Source organism: Streptomyces sp. NBC_00464, assembly GCF_036013915.1.
Classification (GTDB): Bacteria; Actinomycetota; Actinomycetes; order Streptomycetales; family Streptomycetaceae; genus Streptomyces.
Window position 1 is genome coordinate 1992294 of sequence record NZ_CP107899.1, and the last position, 19936, is coordinate 2012229.

Genomic DNA, 19936 nt, shown 5'->3' on the forward strand with positions numbered 1-19936 from the left:
CCCCCGATGGCCGGACTCCCGGGACCCCCTAAGATCGACGGTCTGGTCCGAGGGACGGTCACAAGGGGGTGCGCCATGGAGGCGCTGCGTCAGGACGATCCACACCGCTTCGGCCCGTACACCGTGCTGGTGCGGTTCCGTGAGACGGCCGCCGCGGTCCAGTACCTCGCGCACGGATCGGCTCCGGACGACCTCGTCGTGATCACCGCGGCCCGGCCGGCGCTGGCCGCGCTGCCCGCGTTCCGGCGGCGTTTCCAGGCGGAGTCCCGTACCGCGGACCGGCTGGCGGGCGGCTGGGTGGTGTCGCGGCTGGACACCCCTGCCGACGGGGCCGAGGACGACGACCGGCTGTGGACGGCCTCGGCGTACGTGCCGGCGCTGACCCTCGCCGAGGCGGTCGACATCGCCGGACCGCTTCCCGGACGTGCCGTGCGGATACTGGGCGCGGGCATCGCCGAGACGCTCTCCCGGGTCCACGCGACGGGGGCCGTGCTGCAGGGTCTCGCCCCCAGGACCGTACTGCTGGCCGAGGACGGTCCGCGGCTCACCGCTTTCGGACCCCTGGGCGCGGCGGCCGACGCCGAGGCGCGGCCGGGCGGCCAGCTCTCCGTACGGCTCGGCTATCTGACCCCGGAGCAGGTCGCCGGCCAGGAGGCCGGGCCGGCATCCGATCTCTTCGTACTGGGCCTGCTGCTCGCGTACGCGGCGACGGGCAGCACCCCGCTGGCGGACGGCCCGGCCGCCGAGGCCGCCGACCGGATCGCGCACAGCGAGCCCCGGCTGGACGCGGTGCCGGACGATTTGCGGGAGCTGGTCGCCAAGTGCCTGGCGAAGGACCCGGCCGACCGTCCGACCGCGGGCGCGGTGGCGGCGGAGCTGGCGCTGGAGGGTGCGGCCGGACTGGCGAAGGGCGGCTGGCTGCCCGAGCCGCTGGTGGCCGCCGTGGCCCAACAGGACTCCCGGGTACGGAAGCTGGAAGCCGCCCCGCCCGCTGCCGAGGGAGCGGTGGTCGTGGCGGACGCCCCCGACGACGTGCAGGACGCGATCCCCGCCGCCGCCGAGGACACGCCGCAGGCCGCCGCCACGCCCCCGCCCGCACCGCTCGTGCCCAGCCGCGACACCCGGACCGCACAGCTCGGGGTCATCGACCACCAGGCCCCCCGGCCCGACCGGGTCACCACCCAGCTCTCCCTGCCGCCGGGGCAACCGGGGCAACCGGGGCAACCGGGGCAACCGGGGCAACCGACGGGTATCCCCGCCGCCCCCATGACCCCGCACGCACTGCCCGCCCCCGTACCTGCGGCACCCTTCCCCGCCGCCGTTCCCCCGGCCGCCGTGAAGCCCGCCGCCGTCGACCGCCGGACCCTGCTGATCGGGGCCGCCGCCGGAGCCGCCGGGCTGCTGATCGGGGGCGGCGGGGTGCTCGCGCTCACGTCCGACGACGACGCCGGGGCCACGGTCGACGCCAAGCCCGCACCGAGCCCCAGCCGGCCGGTCGTCGCCGGACTGGCTCCGCAGCCGCGCTGGATCTACACCCACCCGGCGGCCGAACCGGCCCCCCTCACCGCCGCCCTCTGGAACGATCGGCTGCTGGTCCTGACCGGTGAGACCCATACGTCCGCCGTCGACCTGAGCACCGGGCGCAGGGTCTGGGAGAGCCCCGACGCCGCCAAGGGCCAGGCGGCCCTGCCGGCCGGCAAGGAGTCCGTCTTCGTCGCCGGCCCGTCCGAATTCCTGTGGCTGTCCGCGAAGGACGGCCGGGTGGCCCACCGGGTGGCGTACGCCGACGGGTTCGAGGACGCTCCGAACCTCTCGGTGCAGCGGATCGTCGGATCGTCCGGCCCGGAGCTCTGGTTCACCGGCTCGCACCAGGTGACCGTCAAGGCCCCCAAGCCCAAGAAGGGCAAGAAGCGCGGCAAGGACAAGCAGGTCGTCACGTCGTATCTCTTCGGGTACGACATCGAGCGGCGCAGGGAACTGTGGCGGACGCCCGTGCCCACCGGCCGCGGCCCGGCCGCGCCCGTGTACCGGCTGACGGCGGTCCGGCCGGACGCCGTCGTCGTACGGCAGGACCCGCTGACGCTCACCCCCGCCGAGGTGAAGGCCGCCAAGGGCAAGGCCCGCTTCCGCAGCTTCGACCGGAAGACCGGAAAGCTCCAGTGGACCAAGGCCTTCGGCACGGTCGCCCCCGACGCGGCGGCCATGGGCGACGCGGACGGGGTGCTCTACGCGGCGGTCGGCGACGACCTCCGCGCCTTCGAGATGCCCGGCGGCAAGCCGAAGTGGACGCTGAACGGCACACCGGACTCCCCCTTCGGGACCCCGGTCGAGGCCGGCGCGCTGCTGCACACCACCAGCCGCAACCAGGAAGTGGGCGTGGCCGACCGGGAGACCGGGAAGCTGCGCTGGAGGCGGTCCACGGAGGCGGTGGCCGGCGGATCGGCCCCCGCGGTCACGGTCAGCGGCTCGGGCGGCACGCTGCTCGCGGCGGACCCGGGGCAGGTCACCGCGTTCGCGGCAGCCGACGGGCGGCGGCTCTGGAAGTTCCAGGACATCGGGGACCAGGACCCGAAGGGCGAGAAGGTCACCGCGTCCTACCAGGTGCTGGCCTTCGGGAAGACCGCGGTCGTCCGGCGTGACCGCGTGGTCTACGCGTTCCCGGTCGACTGACCGGGCCGGCTGCGGCCCCCCGGAGCCGGACCGCCGCCTTCCGGGGGAATCGGCCCACCGCCACGCCCGGAGGTTCTTGCATCACCTGACGGTGAGTGAGCGTATGGAGGAATTGCGCTCACTCATGGGGTAGTCGCACGATTCACCCCGTTTCCGGAGGTGGTGTCGTGTCGGGCAAACTTCTGCGCTCCCTCGGGACGGCGGCGCTGGCCGCAGTCGTCGTGACCACGCCGGCCGCGGCCGTCGCGGCCCCCTCGCCGAGCCCATCGCCGAGCCCATCGCCTGCCCCCTCGCCTGCCCCCTCGCCGGGCTCCGAGGACCCCGCCGTCCCGGCTGCCGGACCCGAGGCCGCGCCCGGCAGCGTCGCCGGGCTGCTGAACCAGCTCCAGCGGCTCTACCAGGAGGCCGAGGAAGCCACCGAGACCTACAACGGGACGGCGGCCGAACTGAAGAAGCGGACCGCTCAGGCGAAGAAGCTGGACTCCGCGCTCGTCACCGCCCGCCTCTCGCTGTCCCGCAGTCACGACGACGCCGGCCGGCTGGCCCGCGAGCAGTACCAGGGCCGGTCCGACTTCTCCTCGTACCTCCAGCTGCTGCTGATGCGCGACCCCGAGCACGCCCTGGACCAGGGGCAGGTCATCCAGCGGCTGGCCGCCGGTCGGGCCGCGACGGTGAAGCGGCTCACCGGCGCCGAGAAGCGGGCCGACGAGCTGGCGAAGGAATCCCGCAAGGTACTGGACAGGCAACAGGTGCTGGCCGCACGGCAGAAGAAGGAACGCGACGCCGTCCGGTCGAGGCTGAAGGACGTCGAAGCCCTGCTCGCCACGCTCTCCGCCGACCGGCTCGCCGAGCTCTCCCGCCTCGAACAGAAGGGCACGGCCGAGGCCCAGGACGCACTGGTCGCCTCCGGCGCCCTGTCCTCGTTCCGGCCGGCGACCGCCGAGGGCGGCGAGGCGGTCCGGTACGCGATCGAGCAGGTCGGCAAGCCGTACGTGTGGGGTGCGGAGGGCCCTGACTCGTTCGACTGCTCCGGACTCACCTCGCAGGCCTGGGCGAGCGCCGGCCGCACCATCCCCCGGACCTCGCAGGAGCAGTGGCGGCAGCTGCGGAAGGTGGAGCTGAACGCCCTGCGCCCCGGCGATCTGGTGATCTACTTCCCGAAGGCGACGCACGTGGCGCTGTACATCGGCAACGGCCTGGTGGTGCAGGCGCCGCGGCCCGGCTCCCGGGTCAAGGTCTCCCCGGTGGCGTCGAATCCGCTGCTGGGCGCTGTCCGGCCCGATCCGGAGAGCGCGCCGCTGGCCACGTACAAGCCGCCGGAGCTTCCCGAGGGTGCCACCGAGGGCTCCGACGACGGATACGGGGAGTCCTCCGCACCCGAGGCGTAGGAGTCCCCGAACGCACGTCGGCCGGGCCGGGGCCCGTCGGAGGCCCTCGGAGAAACAACCTTCACGCGGTATGACCACGGCGGGACGCCGTGAGCCGCGAGGGGGAACGTCAACCCGCGACTCAAGCGCCGAGATCAATTCGATCACGTCAAGTTACTGATTGAATACTCTAGGTAGTCAGTCGCGATCGGTGCGACGACCCGGAACGGGAAGAGACCCCTCATGCGAAATGTGTTCACCAAGGCAGCCGGTGTGGCCGCCGTCGGCGTGCTCGCCTTCACCGTGGCACAGCCCTCCCAGGCCAGCACTCCGCAGCAGGGGCCGGTGCGCGCGACCGCGTCGGAAACGGCGTACTTCGCGATGACCGACATCACGCGCGAGGAGTTCGTCATCAAGCTGACGACCAGCAAGGAAATCGAGCACGCACGCGCGCTCATCAGCGGCGAAACCACCGACGAGCCCCACGTGCTCACGCGGATCATCCCCCGGCCGGCCTCCTACAACCCGCGATGGAGCTTCCAGGCGGACCCCGCCCAGACCAGCTTCTTCGACCAGGGCATTGAGGTCTGCGACTCGAGCATCCCCTACGTCGAAGACCACCTGGACGAGGTCGGCGGCCCCTTCCTGCCCGGCCGCATCTGGTGCAACTGGACCTCCCGCCTGGTCAGGGAGATTCCCAGCTCGTAATCCCGCAGGCGCCCGATGCCTCCGGGAGCTCCCGCTGGTGGGCGCCCGAAGGCCGCCCGCCCGCAGGGCGGTCTCTGCGGCAACAGGGACCGTCAGGCAGTGTCACGGGGCCCCTGACAGTCACGAAGATGTCAGGGCCCACGCAGCGCCGGCTGCTGCACCGTCTGTGGGCCGTCCGAGGACGGCCCACAGCCGTCGGTGTTCACCGACGCCAACCAGCGCTTCGCAGGTCGGTCGGCAGATCAGGCCCCGGAAACCGAAGCCAGGTACGCGTTCGTCTTCTCCGGCTCGTAGAAGAAGTTCTCGAAGTCCGCCGGGTTGTTGAACCCGTTGGCGAAGCGGTCGGCGACCGGCTGGAGCTGGCCGCCGGCGCCGATCAGGTTCAGCACGTGCTCCGGCGGAACGCCGAGCATCGCGTTCGTCCACTTCGTGACGTGCTGGGCGGTGTCCCAGTAGCGGTCGAACGTGGACTGCATCCAGTCCGCGTCGAACTCGCGGTCGCCGTGCTCGATGATCGAGTCCAGGTAGGCGTTCGCACACTTGGAGGCCGAGTTGGAGCCCTGCCCGGTGATCGGGTCGTTGGCGACGACCACGTCCGCGACGCCGAGCACCAGACCGCCGCCGGGGAGCCGGCCGATCGGCTTGCGGACGGTCGGGGCGTAACGGCCCGCCAGGGTGCCGTTGGCATCGGTCAGTTCGACCTTGGTGGCGCGTGCGTACTCCCACGGGGTGAACTTCTCCATGAGCTCCAGCGTCTTGGCGAGGTGCTCCGAGGGGTCCTTGATGCCCTGGAAGGCGTCGAGCGGCCCGCCCGGGATGCCCTCCCAGAACAGGATGTCGGCGCGGCCCGACGTGGTCAGGGTCGGCATCACGAAGAGCTCGCCGACGCCCGGGACCAGGTTGCAGCGGACCGCGTCGAACTCGGGGTGCTCGGGGCGCGGGCCCATGCCGTGGACGTACGCGACGGCCAGGGCGCGCTGCGGGGCGTCGAACGGCGAACGGGACGCGTCCCGGCCGAACATGGAGACCAGCTCGCCCTTGCCGGCCGAGACCATCACCAGGTCGTAGGTGCGGGAGAAGTAGTCCAGGTCGGACACGGCCGCACCGTGGATGACGAGCTGTCCGCCGCGCTGGGCGAAGGTGTCCATCCAGCCGGCCATCTTCACGCGCTGGTCCACGGACTGGGCGAAGCCGTCCAGCTTGCCGACCCAGTCGATGGCGCGCGAGGAGTCGGGCGCGGCGACCGAGACGCCGAGGCCCTCGATGCGCGGGGCCTGGGACTCCCAGAAGTTGAGCTGGTAGTCCCGCTCGTGCTGGAGCGCCGTGTGGAACATGCACTGTGTCGACATGACCCGGCCGGAGCGGATCTCGTCGGCCGTGCGGTTGGACATGAGGGTGACTTCGTAGCCTCTGGACTGCAGTCCGAGGGCGAGCTGGAGCCCGGACTGGCCGGCTCCGACTATGAGTATCTTCCGCATCGCGGTTCTCCGTTGTGTGTGACTATGCCGGGGTGGCGTCGAGCGCGTGGCCCACCAGGGCCAGCAGCGACTCGACGACGGTGATCCTGTTACGCGCGTCCATGATCACAACAGGCACGTGCGGGGGGACAGTCAGGGCCTCCCGGACATCCTCGGCCTCGAACCCGGGTGTTCCCTCGAAGTGGTTGACGGCCACGATGTACGGCAGCCCGCAGCTCTCGAAGTAGTCGAGGGCGGGGAAGCAGTCGGCGAGCCGGCGGGTGTCGGCCATCACGACCGCGCCGATCGCGCCGCGTACCAGGTCGTCCCACATGAACCAGAAACGCTGCTGGCCCGGTGTGCCGAAGACGTACAGCACCAGGTCGTCGTCGAGCGTGAGGCGGCCGAAGTCCATGGCGACGGTCGTGGTGACCTTGTCCGGCGTCGCGCTGAGGTCGTCGGTCTCCTCGCTGGCCTGGGTCATCATCGCTTCGGTCTTCAGCGGGGTGATCTCGGAGACCGAGCCCACGAAGGTGGTCTTGCCCACGCCGAAGCCGCCCGCGACCACTATCTTCGTGGCGATCGGGGCCCTGGTGTGATCGAGCTGCCAGGCCTGGAGCGATTCCTCGGCCTGGTCCTTCGGCCCCGGCTGACGCGGGGCGAACAGCGGCGACTCAGAGACGACGGAGTCCATTGAGCACCCTTTCGAGCAGTGCGCGGTCGGGCTGGCCGGTGCCGTGACCGGTTCCGTACACGCGGATCTTTCCCTGGTCGGCCAAGTCGCTGAGCAGCACCCTGACGACGCCGAGCGGCATCTTCAGCAGGGCCGAGATCTCCGCGACGGTACGCATCCGGCGGCAGATCTCGACGATGGCCTGGAGCTCCGGCATGACGCGCGAGGCCAGGTTGCCGTTGGTCAGTTCGCGGCGCTCGTCGGGCGCTTCGAGCGCGGCGACGAAGGTCTCGACGAGCAGCACGTGGCCGAAGCGGGTACGGCCGCCGGTGAGCGAGTACGGGCGCACCCGCGCGGGCCGTTTGTCGGCCCCGCGCACGGGGAGCCTGCGGGCGGGTTCAGCAGCAGCGGGGATCACTGGGCGCTCTCCATCGATTTGCGCAGCTCACTGCGGAGTTCGGGGGTGAGTACGTGTCCGGCACGGCCGACGAAGAGCGCCATGTGGTAGGCGATGACGCTCATGTCGCAGTCGGGTGTGGCGTGCACACCGAGCAGCGAGCCGTCGCTGATCGACATGACGAAGACGCTGCCTTCGTCCATGGCGACCATGGTCTGCTTGACGCCGCCGCCGTCCATCAGCTTCGCGGCGCCGACGGTGAGGCTGCCGATGCCGGAGACGATGGTGGCCAGGTCGGCGCTGGAGCCGCGGGGGCCGTCCTGCCGACCGGTCACCTGGGCGTTCTGGTGTCCGGGGTCGGAGGAGAGCAGCATGAGTCCGTCGGACGAGACGACGGTGACCGAGTGGACCCCTGGCACCTCCTCCACCAGATTGCTCAGCAACCAGTGAAGGTTCCGGGCCTCGGTGCTCAGCCCGAATGTGCTGGGCGCAGTCAACTGCGTGCCTCCTCGACTGTGTCCCCCGTCTCTCCGGTTCGGCCGTCGGTACGGCCTGCCGGCTCAGTGTGCTCGGTACGTGTGGCGCCTGTGGCCGGGGCGGTGGCCTCGGCGATCTCCGCCTCGACGTCCCGGCGGCCGTTCTTCGCGCCCTGGTGGAAGCCGCCGAGCCGGCGGCGCAGGGCCTCCTTGTCCACGCTGCCCGTGCGCTCGGGTGCGGGGGCCGCCGCGGGCTTGACCACCTTGGGGGTGCGCTTGGGCAGCCCCTTGTCGGTGATGCGCTCGGGCTGCGGTTCCGGCTCGGGGTGGCGCGGTCCCGGCAGGGCGTCGGCCACGGGGGTCGCGACGGGGGCGGAGGCCGCCGGGGCGGGCTCGGGGGCCGGGGAGTCGAGCGACGGGCCGGGGTGCGGCTGCGCACCCTCGTCGGCGGCGCGCTCGTGACGGTCGGGGCCTATGGCGTAGGGCCCGGCGTCGGCCGTGGGCTCCGGGCCGTCCCCGAAGGCGGGGGCGTGGGTGAACTCGGGTACGTCCTCGAATTCGGGCACCCGCGGGAGCCGGACCTGCATCGTGGTCTCGGCCTCGCTCTCCACGGGCAGCACCGGCAGTACGGGCTCGGGGCCCTGCGCGGGCTCGGGCTCGGGCGCGACCGGGGGTGCGTGGTCGGGGGCGGCGAGGGCCCCGGCCTCCGGTCCCGGCGAGGGAAGGGCTGCCGGGCCGGCGTCGGCGATCGTCTGCTCGGCGGCCGCGATCAGCGGGTCGCCGGGCAGGGCGAGGGTGCGGCGCGGCAGGGCGTTGGAGTTGGCCTCGGCGACCGATCCGGGGAGGTTCAGCGTGGGCGCGTCGCCGAGGGCCGTGACCGGCGGCGGGGTCGCGGCCGGGGGCGCCTTCGGGAGCAGGGCCTGCGGCAGCACGACGACCGCGGTCACCCCGTTGCCCTTCTGCTCACGCAGCTGGACCCGTACGCCGTGGCGCGCGGCGAGCAGCGAGGTCACCTGGAGGCCGAGACCGGCCCCGTCCGCGCTCTGCTCGCCCGCCTCGAAGCGCGACGGGTCGCCGAGGCGGGTGTTGAGCTCGCCCATCCGTACGGACGACATGCCGATGCCCTCGTCCTGCACGGAGAGCATCACCTCGCCGGTCTCCAGCAGCCATCCGGAGAGCTGGACATGGGAGTCCGGCGGGGAGAACGAGGTGGCGTTCTCCAGGAGTTCGGCGACGAGGTGGCTGAGGTCGTCGGCGGCGAACCCGGCGATCTGGGCGTGCGGCGGCAGGGACTGGATGGTGACCCGCTCGTACCGCTCGATCTCGCTGACAGCGGCGCGCAACACGTCGACCAGCGGGATCGGCCCCGGGTGCCCGTGTCCGTGCTCGGCGCCCGCGAGAACCAGCATGTTCTCGCTGTGGCGGCGCATGACGGTGGCCATGTGGTCGAGCTTGAACAGCGTGCCGAGCCGCTCCGGGTCCTGCTCGCGCTCCTCCAGGGACTCGATGACGCCGAGCTGGCGTTCGACGAGACCGAGGGTGCGCAGCGAGAGGTTGACGAAGGTGTGGTGGACGGTGTTCTTCAGCTTCTCCAGCTGGGCGGCCAGATCGGCGGTGTGGACCTGGAGTTCGGCGCGCTGGAGGGTGAGGGCCTCGCGGCCGGCGATCAGTTCGCCGCGCTCGCTCTCCAGCTTCTCGAACCGTCCGTTGAACTCGTGGAGCAGTCCGTGCAGTCGGCCGTGCAGGGCGTTGATGGACCGGACGACCTGGGCGAACTCGTCGTTGCGGCCGGTGTAGCGGACCGGTTCGGCGGTCTCGGGTTCCGCGGCGAGGCGGCCGGCGCCGATGCGCAGGACGGCGAGCGGCTGGGTGAGGGTGCGGGCCACGGCGGTGGAGACGCCGACGGCGATGAGCAGACAGCCGCCGAGCAGCGCGATCCGCAGTTCGAGCGCGGTGACGTCGTCGTCGCGCAGCTGCTCCAGGCGCTGCACCTGGGCGGTGCCGAGGGCGGACTCGACGCCGCGCATCCGGTCGATCCGGGCGGAGAGTGCCGCCTGGAGCTTCTTGCTGCTGGTCTTCTGATCGGACTCGGAGAGCTCGGGGCGGTCGGTGAGCCCGGCGAGGTACTTCTCCGCGCTGTTGACCTCGGGGCCGGTGACGGTGGTGGCCAGCTTGTCGCGGGCGGTGGCACCGGCGGCCTGGTCGAAGTCGGAGAGGGCCGAGAGCTCGCCGACCCGGTACTGCTGGGCGGCGCCGCTCAGCTCGTCGCGGGTGCGGTCCTCCTTGGTCTCGCCCTCGTCCTGGGTCTGGACGGGCAGACCGGTGAACGGGTCGATCTGCGGGGCGGCCGGTTCCTTGCGGGGGACGGCCAGCGCGGCGAGCAGCAGCCCGCGGGTGGCGGAGGCCTGTTCGGTGGCCCGGCCGAGCGCGAGCGGGGCGCGGACCGACTCGGCGGCGCGCGGCGGGGTCCCGTCCGCGAGTTCGTCGGCGAGGTCCTGGAGCTTGGAGATGACCTCGGTGTACGCCTGGTGGGCCTCCAGCGCCGTGCCCTTGCCGCCGATGGCGTCGCGACGCAGGGAGGGGATGGTGGAGAGGTCGCGGCGCAGGACCGCGGAGGCCGCGTCCCTGATCTCGTCCACCTGCTGGTCGACGCGGGCGCTGCGGCTTCCCGCGGCACCGCTGGTCGAGCCCAGCTTGCCCTCCCGGCCGCCCGCGATGAAGGCGGTGACCTCGTCGCGCTCGTCGGCGAGGGAGTGCGCGAGCGCGATGGCCTGCTGGTTCAGCTCCGCGAGGGTGACCAGCCGCTGTGAATCGGTCAGGTCGGAGGAAGCACTCAGGGCCGCCGGCGCTCCCGCGGCTATGACGGTGATCCCGACGACCGCGACGCCCGCGACGAGCCGGCTGCGGACGCGCACGGTGCGCCCGCTCTCAGCCGGCGCCGAAGACGCCACCTCGGAACCGCTGTGCTTGCTGCCCTTGCTCCGAGGCCGCTTCTTCTGCACCGGTGCTCGCAATCTTGACTCGTCCGCCCTTGAAGCAGAGGTGACGCTCGGTCACGTGAACGAGCGCCCCGACCCCTGGTACGGCTTCTGACCATTCCAGTGCTTTTGAGAGGGGGGCGCGCATCAACCGCTCCGCCACTCGAAGGAGTGAACATCACTCCCGAGTTGACGAACAAGTCTCCCCACGGGCCCCCGACGGCACACCCGGGCGTCTGGCTGGATCTTCCGGGCAGGCTTTGGCAGGATGCCCGCCCGCACACTTCCCGGAGTGAATCCTTCCGCTCCACCTGCCCTTCTGACCTGCTGGTACGGGCCAATCCCCGCTCCGTGCAGGCTCCGTGAAGGCATCGTGCAGACTGACTGAATGCGCATCGAACTCGCCACCGCCGCCGGTCTCGCCGAACGCCCGAACGAGGACTGGGTGGCCACCGTCCTTCCCGCCTCCGGCCAGGGTGGGGGGCTCGTCCTGCTCGACGGGGTGACCCCGCCGCAGGGCGACGACGGTTGTGCGCACTCGGTCCCCTGGTTCACCGCACGGCTCGGCGGCGCCCTGGTCGAACTGTCGGGTTCGCGGCGGGATCTGACCCTGCGGGAGATCCTCGCGGAGTCCATCCGGCGCACCGCCGACGCACACCGCACCGTGTGTGACCTTTCTCACGTGCGTACGCCACAGGCGACTGTCGTCCTGGTGCGTTGGGACGAGACGGAGATCGAGCACCTGGTGCTGTCCGACTCGGTGCTGCTCCTCGAGTCACCCGGAGGCGCCGTCAGCGCCCTGCTGGACGACCGCCTCGACCGGCTGCCGCCGGGCTCCCTCGCCTCCGAGGCGATCGCCGACGCCCAGGTGCGGAACAAGGAGGGCGGCTTCTTCACCGCCGCCGCCGACCCGTCCGTGGCGGACCGCGCGGTCGCCGGGCGCACGCCGCGCGCCGAGGTGCGGGCCCTCGCCGCGATGACGGACGGGGCGAGCCGCTGGACGGAGATGTTCGGCGAGGGCGACTGGACGGCCTGCCTCGGGGTGCTCCACAAGGAGGGTCCCCAGGGCCTGATCGACCGGGTCCGGGCCCTGGAGGACGCGGACACGGACCGTACGCACCTGCGGCGGAGCAAGCTGCACGACGACGCGACGGCGGTCTACGCGCAACTGTGAACCGCCCGGCGTCCCGCGGCGCGCCCCCCGTCAGCCCGACCCGGCCCGCAGCGCGCCCCGCGCCGGCCCGGCTCAGCCCTCGGCGCGGGCGTTCAGCTGGTGCAGCAGCCGGGCCAGTTCCGCCACCTCGGCACGGTCCCAGTCGGCGAGATTGCGCACATAGCGGTCGCGGCGCGCGTCCCTGACACTGCGGAAGCGGGCGAGGCCCTCGTCCGTGAGGTGGACGAGGAAGGCCCGCCCGTCGGCCGGATCGGGCTCGCGCGCCACCAGCCCGAGGACTTCCAGGGCGCGCAGTTGACGGCTCATGGTGGCCTTGCCGACACCGAAGTACGAGGCGAGGTCGGTGGCCCGCTGACGGCCGGCCGATTCCAGGCGTACGAAGAGTCCGTAGGCCGCCGCCTCCAGCTCGGGGTGCACCTCGCGCGCCATTTCGCCGGAATTGGCCCGTGCGCGACGCAGGAAGACCGCCAACTCCAGCTCCAGGGCCAGGAATTCGTGGTCCACACCATTTCCTGCGGTTGCGCCGGGTTCACTCCCGCTTTCGCTCCCGTGCACGTCAACACCCCTCATGAGCTTTCCCGCCACTGAAAGTTTCTTTCACCGCTGGTCATCACCGCAGCTCCACCAGTATTTCGCAGGAGTAGACCAACGGCACCGCCCAGGCCCTCTTCCGCCACCCGGGTCTACGTGCGTAGCGTCATGCATGGCATGTTCACACCATGGCATGCCATCAGGGGTGTGTCCGCCGCGCCCCCGGTCAGCAGATCCCCCCCACCGAGGCCTCGGAGGCACGCAATGCCCGTGCACAGATCCGGCTCCAAGACAGCCCGTCGCTCGCGCTTCGCAGCGGCGGGAACTCTGCTCGCAGCTCTCTCCCTCCTTGTCGCCCTGCCCGGCGCCGCCGGCGCGGCCCCCACCGCCGGGGACCCCACGAAGCCCGCCCGGGGCACAGCCACGATGGGCATGGGCGTCGTCGCCCACGACGGCCAGGGCGGACTGCCCACCACCCGCGCGGTCCAGACCGAGGGCGTGGACGTGAGCGGCCACCAGAACGCCGTGGCCTGGTCCACGCTCTGGAGCAGCGGCGTCAAGTGGGCCTACGTCAAGGCCTCGGAGGGCACGTACTACACGAACGAGGACTTCGCCCAGCAGTACAACGGTTCGTACAACGTCGGAATGATCCGCGGCTCGTACCACTTCGCCACCCCGGACACCACGAGCGGCGCCGTCCAGGCCAACTACTTCGTGGACCACGGCGGCGGCTGGTCCAAGGACGGCAAGACGCTTCCGGGCGTGCTCGACATCGAGTGGAATCCGTACGGAGCACAGTGCTACGGCAAGACCGCGGCCGGAATGGTCTCCTGGATCCGCGACTTCGTGAACACCTACAAGGCACGCACCGGGCGCGACGCGGTCATCTACACCGCGACCAGCTGGTGGCAGACCTGCACGGGCAACAACGCGGGCTTCGGCGCCACCAACCCGCTCTGGGTGGCCCGCTACAACACCACGGTCGGCACACTCCCGGCCGGCTGGGGCTTCTACACGATCTGGCAGTACACCTCGTCCGGCCCGACGGTCGGCGACCACAACCACTTCAACGGCGCCCTCGACCGCGTACAGGCGATGGCCAACGGCTAGGACCCCTCGGCCGGATCACGTCGGCCTCGCGGGCCGATCCGGACGAAGCTCCTGACCCCTCCGCCGCCGGCAGCCGCCCGGCAGTCCTTCCCCACAGAGCCCGGTGACGCACCCGTCGCCGGGCTCTGTCCCGTCCACCGCCCCGACCAGGCACGATGCCGTCGCAGCCTCACACCCTCCCCCTATACATGCCGTGTATACGTGATGTGTATAGTCCATGCAGTCCGCACATAAGTGCGACTTAAGCAACGAGGGAGTGACCCGCCTTGCCCACTAGGACGAAGTCGATCGGTACGGGGTTGGCCGTCGCTCTTGTGACGGCGCTCACGCTGACACTGAGCGGCTGCTCGATGGAGACCACGGCCCCCGGATCCGCCCGCGGCGACGCCGGATCGGACGCCAAGGGCTCCTTCGGCCCGGTGGACTGCCGCAAGGCCAAGTGCATCGCGCTCACCTTCGACGCGGGCCCGGCCGAGGACACCCCCCACCTGCTGGACATCCTCAAGAAGGAGAAGGTCCACGCGACCTTCTTCCTGCTGGGCAAGAACCATGTGAAGAAGCACCCCGACACCGTCCGCCGCATCGCGGCGGAGGGGCACGAGGTGGCCAACCACACCTGGTCGCACGAGATCCTGACGGACAAGAAGCCCGCGGAGATACGCGCCGAGCTGGAGAAGACGCAGGACGCGATCGAGGCGATCACCGGCAAGAAGCCGCGACTGATGCGCCCGCCGCAGGGCCGCACCGACGACACGGTCTCCGGGATCAGCAAGGACCTGGGCCTGTCCCAGATCCTGTGGAGCGCCACCGCCAAGGACTACTCGACGACCGACTCCGCACTGATCAAGAAGCGGATACTCGACCAGGCGAGCAAGGACGGCATCATCCTGCTGCACGACATCTACAAGGGCTCGGTCCCCGCCGTGCCGGGCATCATCAAGGAGCTGAAGAAGCGCGGCTACACCTTCGTGACGGTGCCCCAGCTCATGGCGCCCGCCGAGCCGGTGCCGGGGACCATCTACCGCCCGTAGGACCTCCGGTACGCGAAACGGCCCGCCTCCCCCGCATGGGGGTGACGGGCCGTCCGTACCGGCCGTGTCCGTGGTGCCACGTCCGTCACGCCGCGGCCGGGATCCTCCGCTCCGCCGGGGCCGTGGCCGGGGCGAGGGCGATCTCCAGGACCTGGCGGACGTCCGTGACCGGGTGGACCTCCAGCGTGTCCAGCACCTCGGCGGGGACGTCGTCCAGGTCGGCCTCGTTGCGCTGGGGGATCACCACGGTGGTGATGCCCGCGCGGTGGGCGGCCAGCAGCTTCTGCTTCAGGCCGCCGATCGGCAGCACCCGTCCGGTCAGCGACACCTCACCGGTCATCGCCACATCCGTACGGACCAGCCGTCCGGAGAGCAGCGAGGCCAGCGCGGTCGTCAGGGTGATGCCCGCACTCGGGCCGTCCTTGGGGACCGCGCCCGCCGGGAAGTGGATGTGCACGCCCCGGTCCTTGAGGTCGGCGACCGGCAGCTCCAGTTCCGCGCCGTGCGAGCGCAGGAAGCTCAGCGCGATCTGCGCGGACTCCTTCATGACGTCGCCGAGCTGACCGGTCAGCGTCAGTCCGGACGCCCCGGTCTCCGGGTCGGCGAGCGACGCCTCCACGAAGAGCACGTCACCGCCCGCCCCGGTCACCGCGAGCCCGGTGGCCACGCCCGGCACCGCGGTGCGGCGCCCGGCCGGGTCCTGGGCGGACTCGGGGACGTGGTGCGGCCGGCCGATGAGACCACGCAGGTCCTCGTCGGTCACCGTGAACGGCAGCTCGCGGTCGCCCAGTTCGTGCTGGGCCGCGACCTTGCGCAGCAGCCGGGCGACGGAACGCTCCAGGTTCCGGACACCGGCCTCCCTCGTGTACTCGCCGGCCAGCTTGCGCAGGGCGGACTCGTCGAGGGTGACCTCTTCCTTCTCCAGACCGGCCCGCTCCAGCTGGCGCGGGAGCAGGTGGTCGCGGGCGATGACGACCTTCTCGTCCTCGGTGTAGCCGTCGAGCCTGACCAGTTCCATCCGGTCGAGCAGGGCCTCCGGGATGGCGTCCAGGACGTTGGCGGTGGCGAGGAAGACGACGTCGCTGAGGTCGAGTTCGACCTCCAGGTAGTGGTCGCGGAAGGTGTGGTTCTGTGCCGGGTCGAGCACTTCGAGGAGGGCCGCGGCGGGGTCGCCGCGGAAGTCGGAGCCGACCTTGTCGATCTCGTCGAGCAGGACGACCGGGTTCATCGAACCGGCCTCCTTGATGGCGCGGACGATGCGGCCGGGGAGTGCGCCGACGTACGTACGCCGGTGGCCACGGATCTCCGCCTCGTCCCGGACACCGCCGAGTGCGACGCGGACGAACTTGCGGCCCATGGCGTGCGCCACGGATTCACCGAGCGAGGTCTTTCCGACCCCGGGCGGCCCGACCAGGGCCAGCACCGCACCGCCGCGACGCCCGCCGACCACACCCAGCCCGCGATCGGCGCGCCGCTTGCGCACCGCGAGGTACTCGGTGATGCGCTCCTTCACGTCCTGCAGGCCCGCGTGTTCGGCGTCGAGGACCTCCTGGGCGCCCTTGATGTCGTACGCGTCCTCGGTCCGCTCGGTCCAAGGCAGTTCGAGGACGGTGTCGAGCCAGGTCCTGATCCAGGAGCCCTCGGGACTCTGGTCGGAGGAACGCTCCAGCTTGTCGACCTCCTTGAGCGCGGCCTCGCGGACGTGCTCGGGAAGGTCGGCGGCCTCGACGCGTGCCCGGTAGTCGTCCGACTCGTCCTCCGGGTCGCCGTTGAGCTCGGAGAGCTCCTTGCGTACGGCATCGAGCTGGCGCCGCAGCAGGAACTCGCGCTGCTGCTTGTCGACGCCCTCCTGGACGTCCTTGGCGATGGACTCGGCGACGTCCTGCTCGGCGAGGTGCTCGCCGAGCCACTGGATGGCGAGCTTCAGCCGGGCGACCGCGTCGGCGGTCTCCAGCAGCTGCACCTTCTGGGCCGTGGTGAGGAAGGGTGAGTAGCCGGAATTGTCGGCGAGCGCGGAGACGTCCTCGATCTGCTGGACCCGGTCCACGACCTGCCAGGCGCCACGCTTCTTCAGCCAGCTGGTGGCGAGCGCCTTGTACTCCTTGACCAGCTCGGCGGCGGCTCCGGGGAGGGGTTCGGGGACGGAGACGTCGACCCGGGTCCCCTCCACCCAGAGGGCGGCACCGGGACCGCTGGTCCCGGCCCCGATCCGCACGCGGCCACGGCCGCGGATGAGCGCGCCGGGGTCGCCGTCGGAGAGCCGTCCGACCTGCTCGACGGTGCCGATGACACCGATCCCGGTGTACGAGCCGTCGATGCGCGGGACGAGCAGCACCTCGGGCTTGCCGCCGCTCTCGCCGGCCGCGGCCTGGGCGGCCTCGACGGCAGCGCGCACCTCGGTGTCGGACAGATCCAGAGGAACCACCATTCCGGGCAGCACGACCTCGTCGTCGAGCGGCAGCACAGGCAGGGTCAGCGGTGTGACGGCGTTGGACTCAGTAGCCATGATCTCCCCTTCGGCACTCAAGTTGAGCTATGAAGACTCAATGCTTGTGAGCCGCTCAATGTTCCCCTGGGTGCGTTCGCTGTGAGCGATCGCGGTACGGCTGCCGCTGGGTGCCCTGTGTGCAACACCGGTCACCACCCTCGTAGTCCCCGCGACCCCACTGGCCCGCGTACGCGAAATCCTGTGGAGGCCTTCGGTGGCGCAGGACAGGATGGCGCCATGACCGATTCCGCGCTTCCCTCGCATGCCCTCCTCGTCGTGGACGTCCAGAAGGCCGGGGTCACCGGGGACAGGGCGGTGCCCGGGGCGGCCGGACTCCTGGAGCGGACCGCCGACCTGATCGCGCGGGCCCGACAGAGCGGCGCGCTCGTCGTCCACCTCCAGAACGACGGCGCCCCCGGCGCGGGCGACGAGCCCCACACCCCGGGCTGGGCGCTCCACCTGCCCGTCGAGGAGGGCCCCACGGAGTCCGTGATCCGCAAGACCCGGGACGACGGCTTCGCCGGTACACCGCTGGGCTCCTTGCTGAGCGGGGCGGGCGTCGGGGCGGTCGCCGTCTGTGGCGTGATGTCGGAGATGTGCGTCCAGGCGACGGCCCGCACGGCCCTGGCCCTGGGCTACCGGGTCGTCCTCCCTCACGACGCGCACGCGACGCAGGACGTCCCCGCAGCTCCCGGGATCAGCGAGGCGGTTCCGGCCGCCGTGGTGTCCCGGGTCGCGGCGTGGGCGATCAGCGGGGATGCGGACGTCACGACGGCGGCCGCGGACGTGACGTTCGGGGCGCCGCCGCAGCCGTAGCCGTGGTCATGCGGATGCGGGCTGGTCAGGGGTCTGGCGGGACGGGCAGAGTGCCGGTATGAACGACGACCGAGGGCTGAACCGGGACGGCACGATCGCACGGGAGGGCTCGCTGAGCCGGGTCCAGGAGGAGTTCGCGCCTGCCTGTTGCTCCCGCGCTGGCACAAGCAGGCCGCCGAGGCCACCACGGACGCCGAACGCCGCGCCCTGAGCCGCCGCGCTGCCCGCCGGATCGTCCGTACGGGCTTCACCCCGGTCATGCCGCAGTGGGGCGGCTGGACCAGTGACCTGGCCGAGTCCGCCGAGCTCTTCGCCCGCTACTACCCGCATCTTCCCGAGCGGGCCGGGCAGATGCGGGTGGCCGCGCGCACGGGCCGCACCCCGACCGCCGATCCGGCCGTCCTGTCCCTGCTCGTCGACGACCTCGCCCCCTGGCTGGCGGCCGAACACATCGCGGTGCACGGCGAGAAGGCCCCACGCCCCTGTCCGCGTCCGCTTCCGCATGCGCCGCGCGTGAACCGACTCGCGTCCGGCCCCCGATAGAGGAGGTGTGAGCCACTTGCGCCCCGCGGGGAACGACCGGAACGACGAGGCGCTGCTGCGTGCCGTCGCACAGGGGGACACGACCGCTCTGGCCGCGCTCTACGACCGGCACGCCGGCTGGCTGCTGGCCCGGCTGAACCGGCGGTGCGCGGACCCCGAGACCGTACGGGAGGTGCTCCAGGACACGTTCGTCACGGCCTGGCGCTCCGCCGGTACGCACCGGGGCGCCGAGGCCGGCGGCTGGCTCTGGGTGATCGCCGCCCGCCGGCTGGTCGACGCGCAGCGGACCCGGGCCAGGACGGAGCGCGTGGCGCAGGCCGAGCAAGCCGGTGGCGCGGAGTGGACGGCCGCCGTGCCGTCCGCCGAGGACCGGGTCCTGGCCGGTCTGGAGTACGGCGACGTCGGTGCCGCGCTCGACCGGATCTCGCCGGAACTCCGGGAGGTCCTGCGGGCGACGGTCATCGACGGGCTGACCACCCGGGAGGCCGCCCGGCTGCTCGGCATACCGGAGGGCACGGTCAAGACCCGGGCCATGCGGGCCCGGCGCGAGCTGCGGGCGGCACTGGACCGGCTGCTTGTGGAGAACGGTCCCTTGGGAGGCACGGCATGACGGCCTGGCATGTGGGAGACGAACTGGCCGGGCGGTACGCGGCGGGGACCGCCGCCGAGACCGACGCCTGGTCGCTGGAGAAGCACGTCGAGTCGTGTGCGCTCTGCGCGGCCCGGGTGTCTGCGGCGGTACGCGGCCGGGGGGCCGCGGCACCGCTGCTGGAGGGGGTGCGCGCGGCGGTGCTCGAAGCCGCGGCGGCGCAGCCGGTGCGGGGGCGCTCGTGGTGGCGGGCCCGGGTGCGGGGGCGCCCGCGGTTGCCGGTGCCGGGGCCCGCCACCCGGGCCGGCCGGTTGCTGTGGGCCGCCGGGCCCGCCCTGCGCGGGTCATGGGCGGCGGCGCTGGTGCTGGTGGCGCTCGGGTCCGTCGCGCTGGCGTACGGGGGCGGGCTCGGCGGCTCGGCGCGGCCGCTGCTCCTGGTCGTCGCGCCGGTGCTGCCGCTCGCCGGGGTCGGCGTCTCGTACGGGCGCTCCGCCGACCCGATGCACGAGATCGCCGCGACGACGCCGGGCGGCGGGCTGCGGCTGCTGTTGATCAGGACCGCCGCGGTGCTCGCGGTGACCGTCCCGGTGCTCGCCCTTGCCTGGGCGGCGCTGCCCGCTTCGGCTGCCGGTCCGGGGGCCGTGGCGTGGCTGCTGCCTGGCCTCGCCATGACGCTGGGGGCGCTGGCGCTCGGCTCGTACGTCGGCTGCCGCACCGGCGCCTCGTCCGTCGCCGGGTGCTGGGCCGTCGCCGTCGTCGTACCGACGTTCACCACATCGCCTTCGGGACTCGACGCGCCGCTGGCGGCCGGTGCCCACTACTTCGCGGGGCCCGCCGCCCAGGGTGCCTGGGCTGCCGCGGCCGTGCTCTGCGCCGGGCTGCTGGCCCTGCGCCGCAGATCCTTCGACCACCTGGAGACATCATGAGC

At 72.1% G+C, this 19936-nt stretch carries 17 protein-coding genes; 10 read left to right on the forward strand and 7 right to left on the reverse strand.

Going from position 1 to position 19936, the window contains the following annotated elements:
- Nucleotides 1-75 precede the first annotated feature (75 nt).
- The 3 genes from OG912_RS08520 to OG912_RS08530 all read left to right on the forward strand — a co-directional run bounded on the left by OG912_RS08520 (nt 76) and on the right by OG912_RS08530 (nt 4745).
- A complete protein-coding gene (locus OG912_RS08520) occupies nt 76-2670 on the forward strand; it encodes an outer membrane protein assembly factor BamB family protein (protein WP_327708836.1) in 2595 nt (864 codons plus the stop codon).
- A gap of 167 nt (nt 2671-2837) precedes the next feature.
- Nucleotides 2838-4058, forward strand: coding sequence for a C40 family peptidase (locus tag OG912_RS08525; RefSeq protein WP_327708837.1), 1221 nt, complete (start codon nt 2838-2840; stop codon nt 4056-4058).
- 222 nt (nt 4059-4280) lie between these two features.
- Nucleotides 4281-4745 (forward strand): BP74-related protein, encoded by a 465-nt coding sequence (locus tag OG912_RS08530; RefSeq protein ID WP_327708838.1) that lies wholly within the window; start codon nt 4281-4283, stop codon nt 4743-4745.
- Between the two features lie 242 nt (nt 4746-4987).
- Here OG912_RS08530 and OG912_RS08535 read toward each other — a convergent pair whose 3' ends face one another.
- The 5 genes from OG912_RS08535 to OG912_RS08555 are packed head-to-tail and all read right to left on the reverse strand — an operon-like array spanning nt 4988 to nt 10750.
- Nucleotides 4988-6223 (reverse strand): styrene monooxygenase/indole monooxygenase family protein, encoded by a 1236-nt coding sequence (locus OG912_RS08535; RefSeq protein WP_327708839.1) that lies wholly within the window; start codon nt 6221-6223, stop codon nt 4988-4990.
- Nucleotides 6224-6245: 22 nt separating this feature from the next.
- Nucleotides 6246-6896 (reverse strand): GTP-binding protein, encoded by a 651-nt coding sequence (locus tag OG912_RS08540; RefSeq protein ID WP_326738733.1) that lies wholly within the window; start codon nt 6894-6896, stop codon nt 6246-6248.
- Nucleotides 6877-7293, reverse strand: coding sequence for a DUF742 domain-containing protein (locus tag OG912_RS08545; protein WP_326738732.1), 417 nt, complete (start codon nt 7291-7293; stop codon nt 6877-6879). The genes OG912_RS08540 and OG912_RS08545 overlap by 20 nt, the downstream gene beginning before the upstream one ends.
- Entirely contained in the window at nt 7290-7769 is a 480-nt protein-coding gene (locus OG912_RS08550; protein ID WP_326738731.1) for a roadblock/LC7 domain-containing protein, read from the reverse strand. Before OG912_RS08550 ends, OG912_RS08545 begins: the two co-directional genes overlap by 4 nt.
- Nucleotides 7766-10750, reverse strand: a complete 2985-nt coding sequence (locus tag OG912_RS08555) for a sensor histidine kinase (protein ID WP_327708840.1) — start codon at nt 10748-10750, stop codon at nt 7766-7768. Before OG912_RS08555 ends, OG912_RS08550 begins: the two co-directional genes overlap by 4 nt.
- Nucleotides 10751-11114: 364 nt before the next feature.
- On the opposite strand from OG912_RS08555, the gene OG912_RS08560 reads away from it, so the two are divergent.
- The gene (locus OG912_RS08560) at nt 11115-11900 is read left to right on the forward strand and encodes a hypothetical protein (protein WP_327708841.1); all 786 of its coding nucleotides are present in this window, start codon (nt 11115-11117) and stop codon (nt 11898-11900) included.
- A 72-nt stretch (nt 11901-11972) separates the two neighbouring features.
- Here the strand turns inward: OG912_RS08560 and OG912_RS08565 are convergent, their stop codons facing one another.
- Complete coding sequence (locus OG912_RS08565) at nt 11973-12470, reverse strand: MarR family winged helix-turn-helix transcriptional regulator (RefSeq protein WP_398971039.1); 498 nt, start codon at nt 12468-12470, stop codon at nt 11973-11975.
- 225 nt (nt 12471-12695) lie between these two features.
- Between OG912_RS08565 and OG912_RS08570 the strand changes: the two genes are divergently transcribed.
- Complete coding sequence (locus OG912_RS08570; RefSeq protein WP_327708842.1) at nt 12696-13541, forward strand: lysozyme; 846 nt, start codon at nt 12696-12698, stop codon at nt 13539-13541.
- Between the two features lie 350 nt (nt 13542-13891).
- Entirely contained in the window at nt 13892-14572 is a 681-nt protein-coding gene (locus tag OG912_RS08575; RefSeq protein ID WP_327713374.1) for a polysaccharide deacetylase family protein, read from the forward strand.
- 85 nt (nt 14573-14657) lie between these two features.
- Here OG912_RS08575 and lon read toward each other — a convergent pair whose 3' ends face one another.
- The gene (lon, locus tag OG912_RS08580; RefSeq protein WP_327708843.1) at nt 14658-17078 is read right to left on the reverse strand and encodes an endopeptidase La; all 2421 of its coding nucleotides are present in this window, start codon (nt 17076-17078) and stop codon (nt 14658-14660) included.
- A gap of 219 nt (nt 17079-17297) precedes the next feature.
- On the opposite strand from lon, the gene OG912_RS08585 reads away from it, so the two are divergent.
- The 4 genes from OG912_RS08585 to OG912_RS08600 all read left to right on the forward strand — a co-directional run bounded on the left by OG912_RS08585 (nt 17298) and on the right by OG912_RS08600 (nt 19934).
- On the forward strand, nt 17298-17876 hold the full coding sequence (locus OG912_RS08585; protein WP_327708844.1) for an isochorismatase family protein: 579 nt from the start codon (nt 17298-17300) through the stop codon (nt 17874-17876).
- A 147-nt stretch (nt 17877-18023) separates the two neighbouring features.
- On the forward strand, nt 18024-18419 hold the full coding sequence (locus tag OG912_RS08590) for a hypothetical protein (RefSeq protein ID WP_327708845.1): 396 nt from the start codon (nt 18024-18026) through the stop codon (nt 18417-18419).
- Between the two features lie 7 nt (nt 18420-18426).
- Nucleotides 18427-19029, forward strand: coding sequence for an RNA polymerase sigma factor (locus tag OG912_RS08595; RefSeq protein WP_327708846.1), 603 nt, complete (start codon nt 18427-18429; stop codon nt 19027-19029).
- On the forward strand, nt 19026-19934 hold the full coding sequence (locus tag OG912_RS08600; RefSeq protein ID WP_327708847.1) for a hypothetical protein: 909 nt from the start codon (nt 19026-19028) through the stop codon (nt 19932-19934). The genes OG912_RS08595 and OG912_RS08600 overlap by 4 nt, the downstream gene beginning before the upstream one ends.
- Nucleotides 19935-19936: the final 2 nt, after the last annotated feature.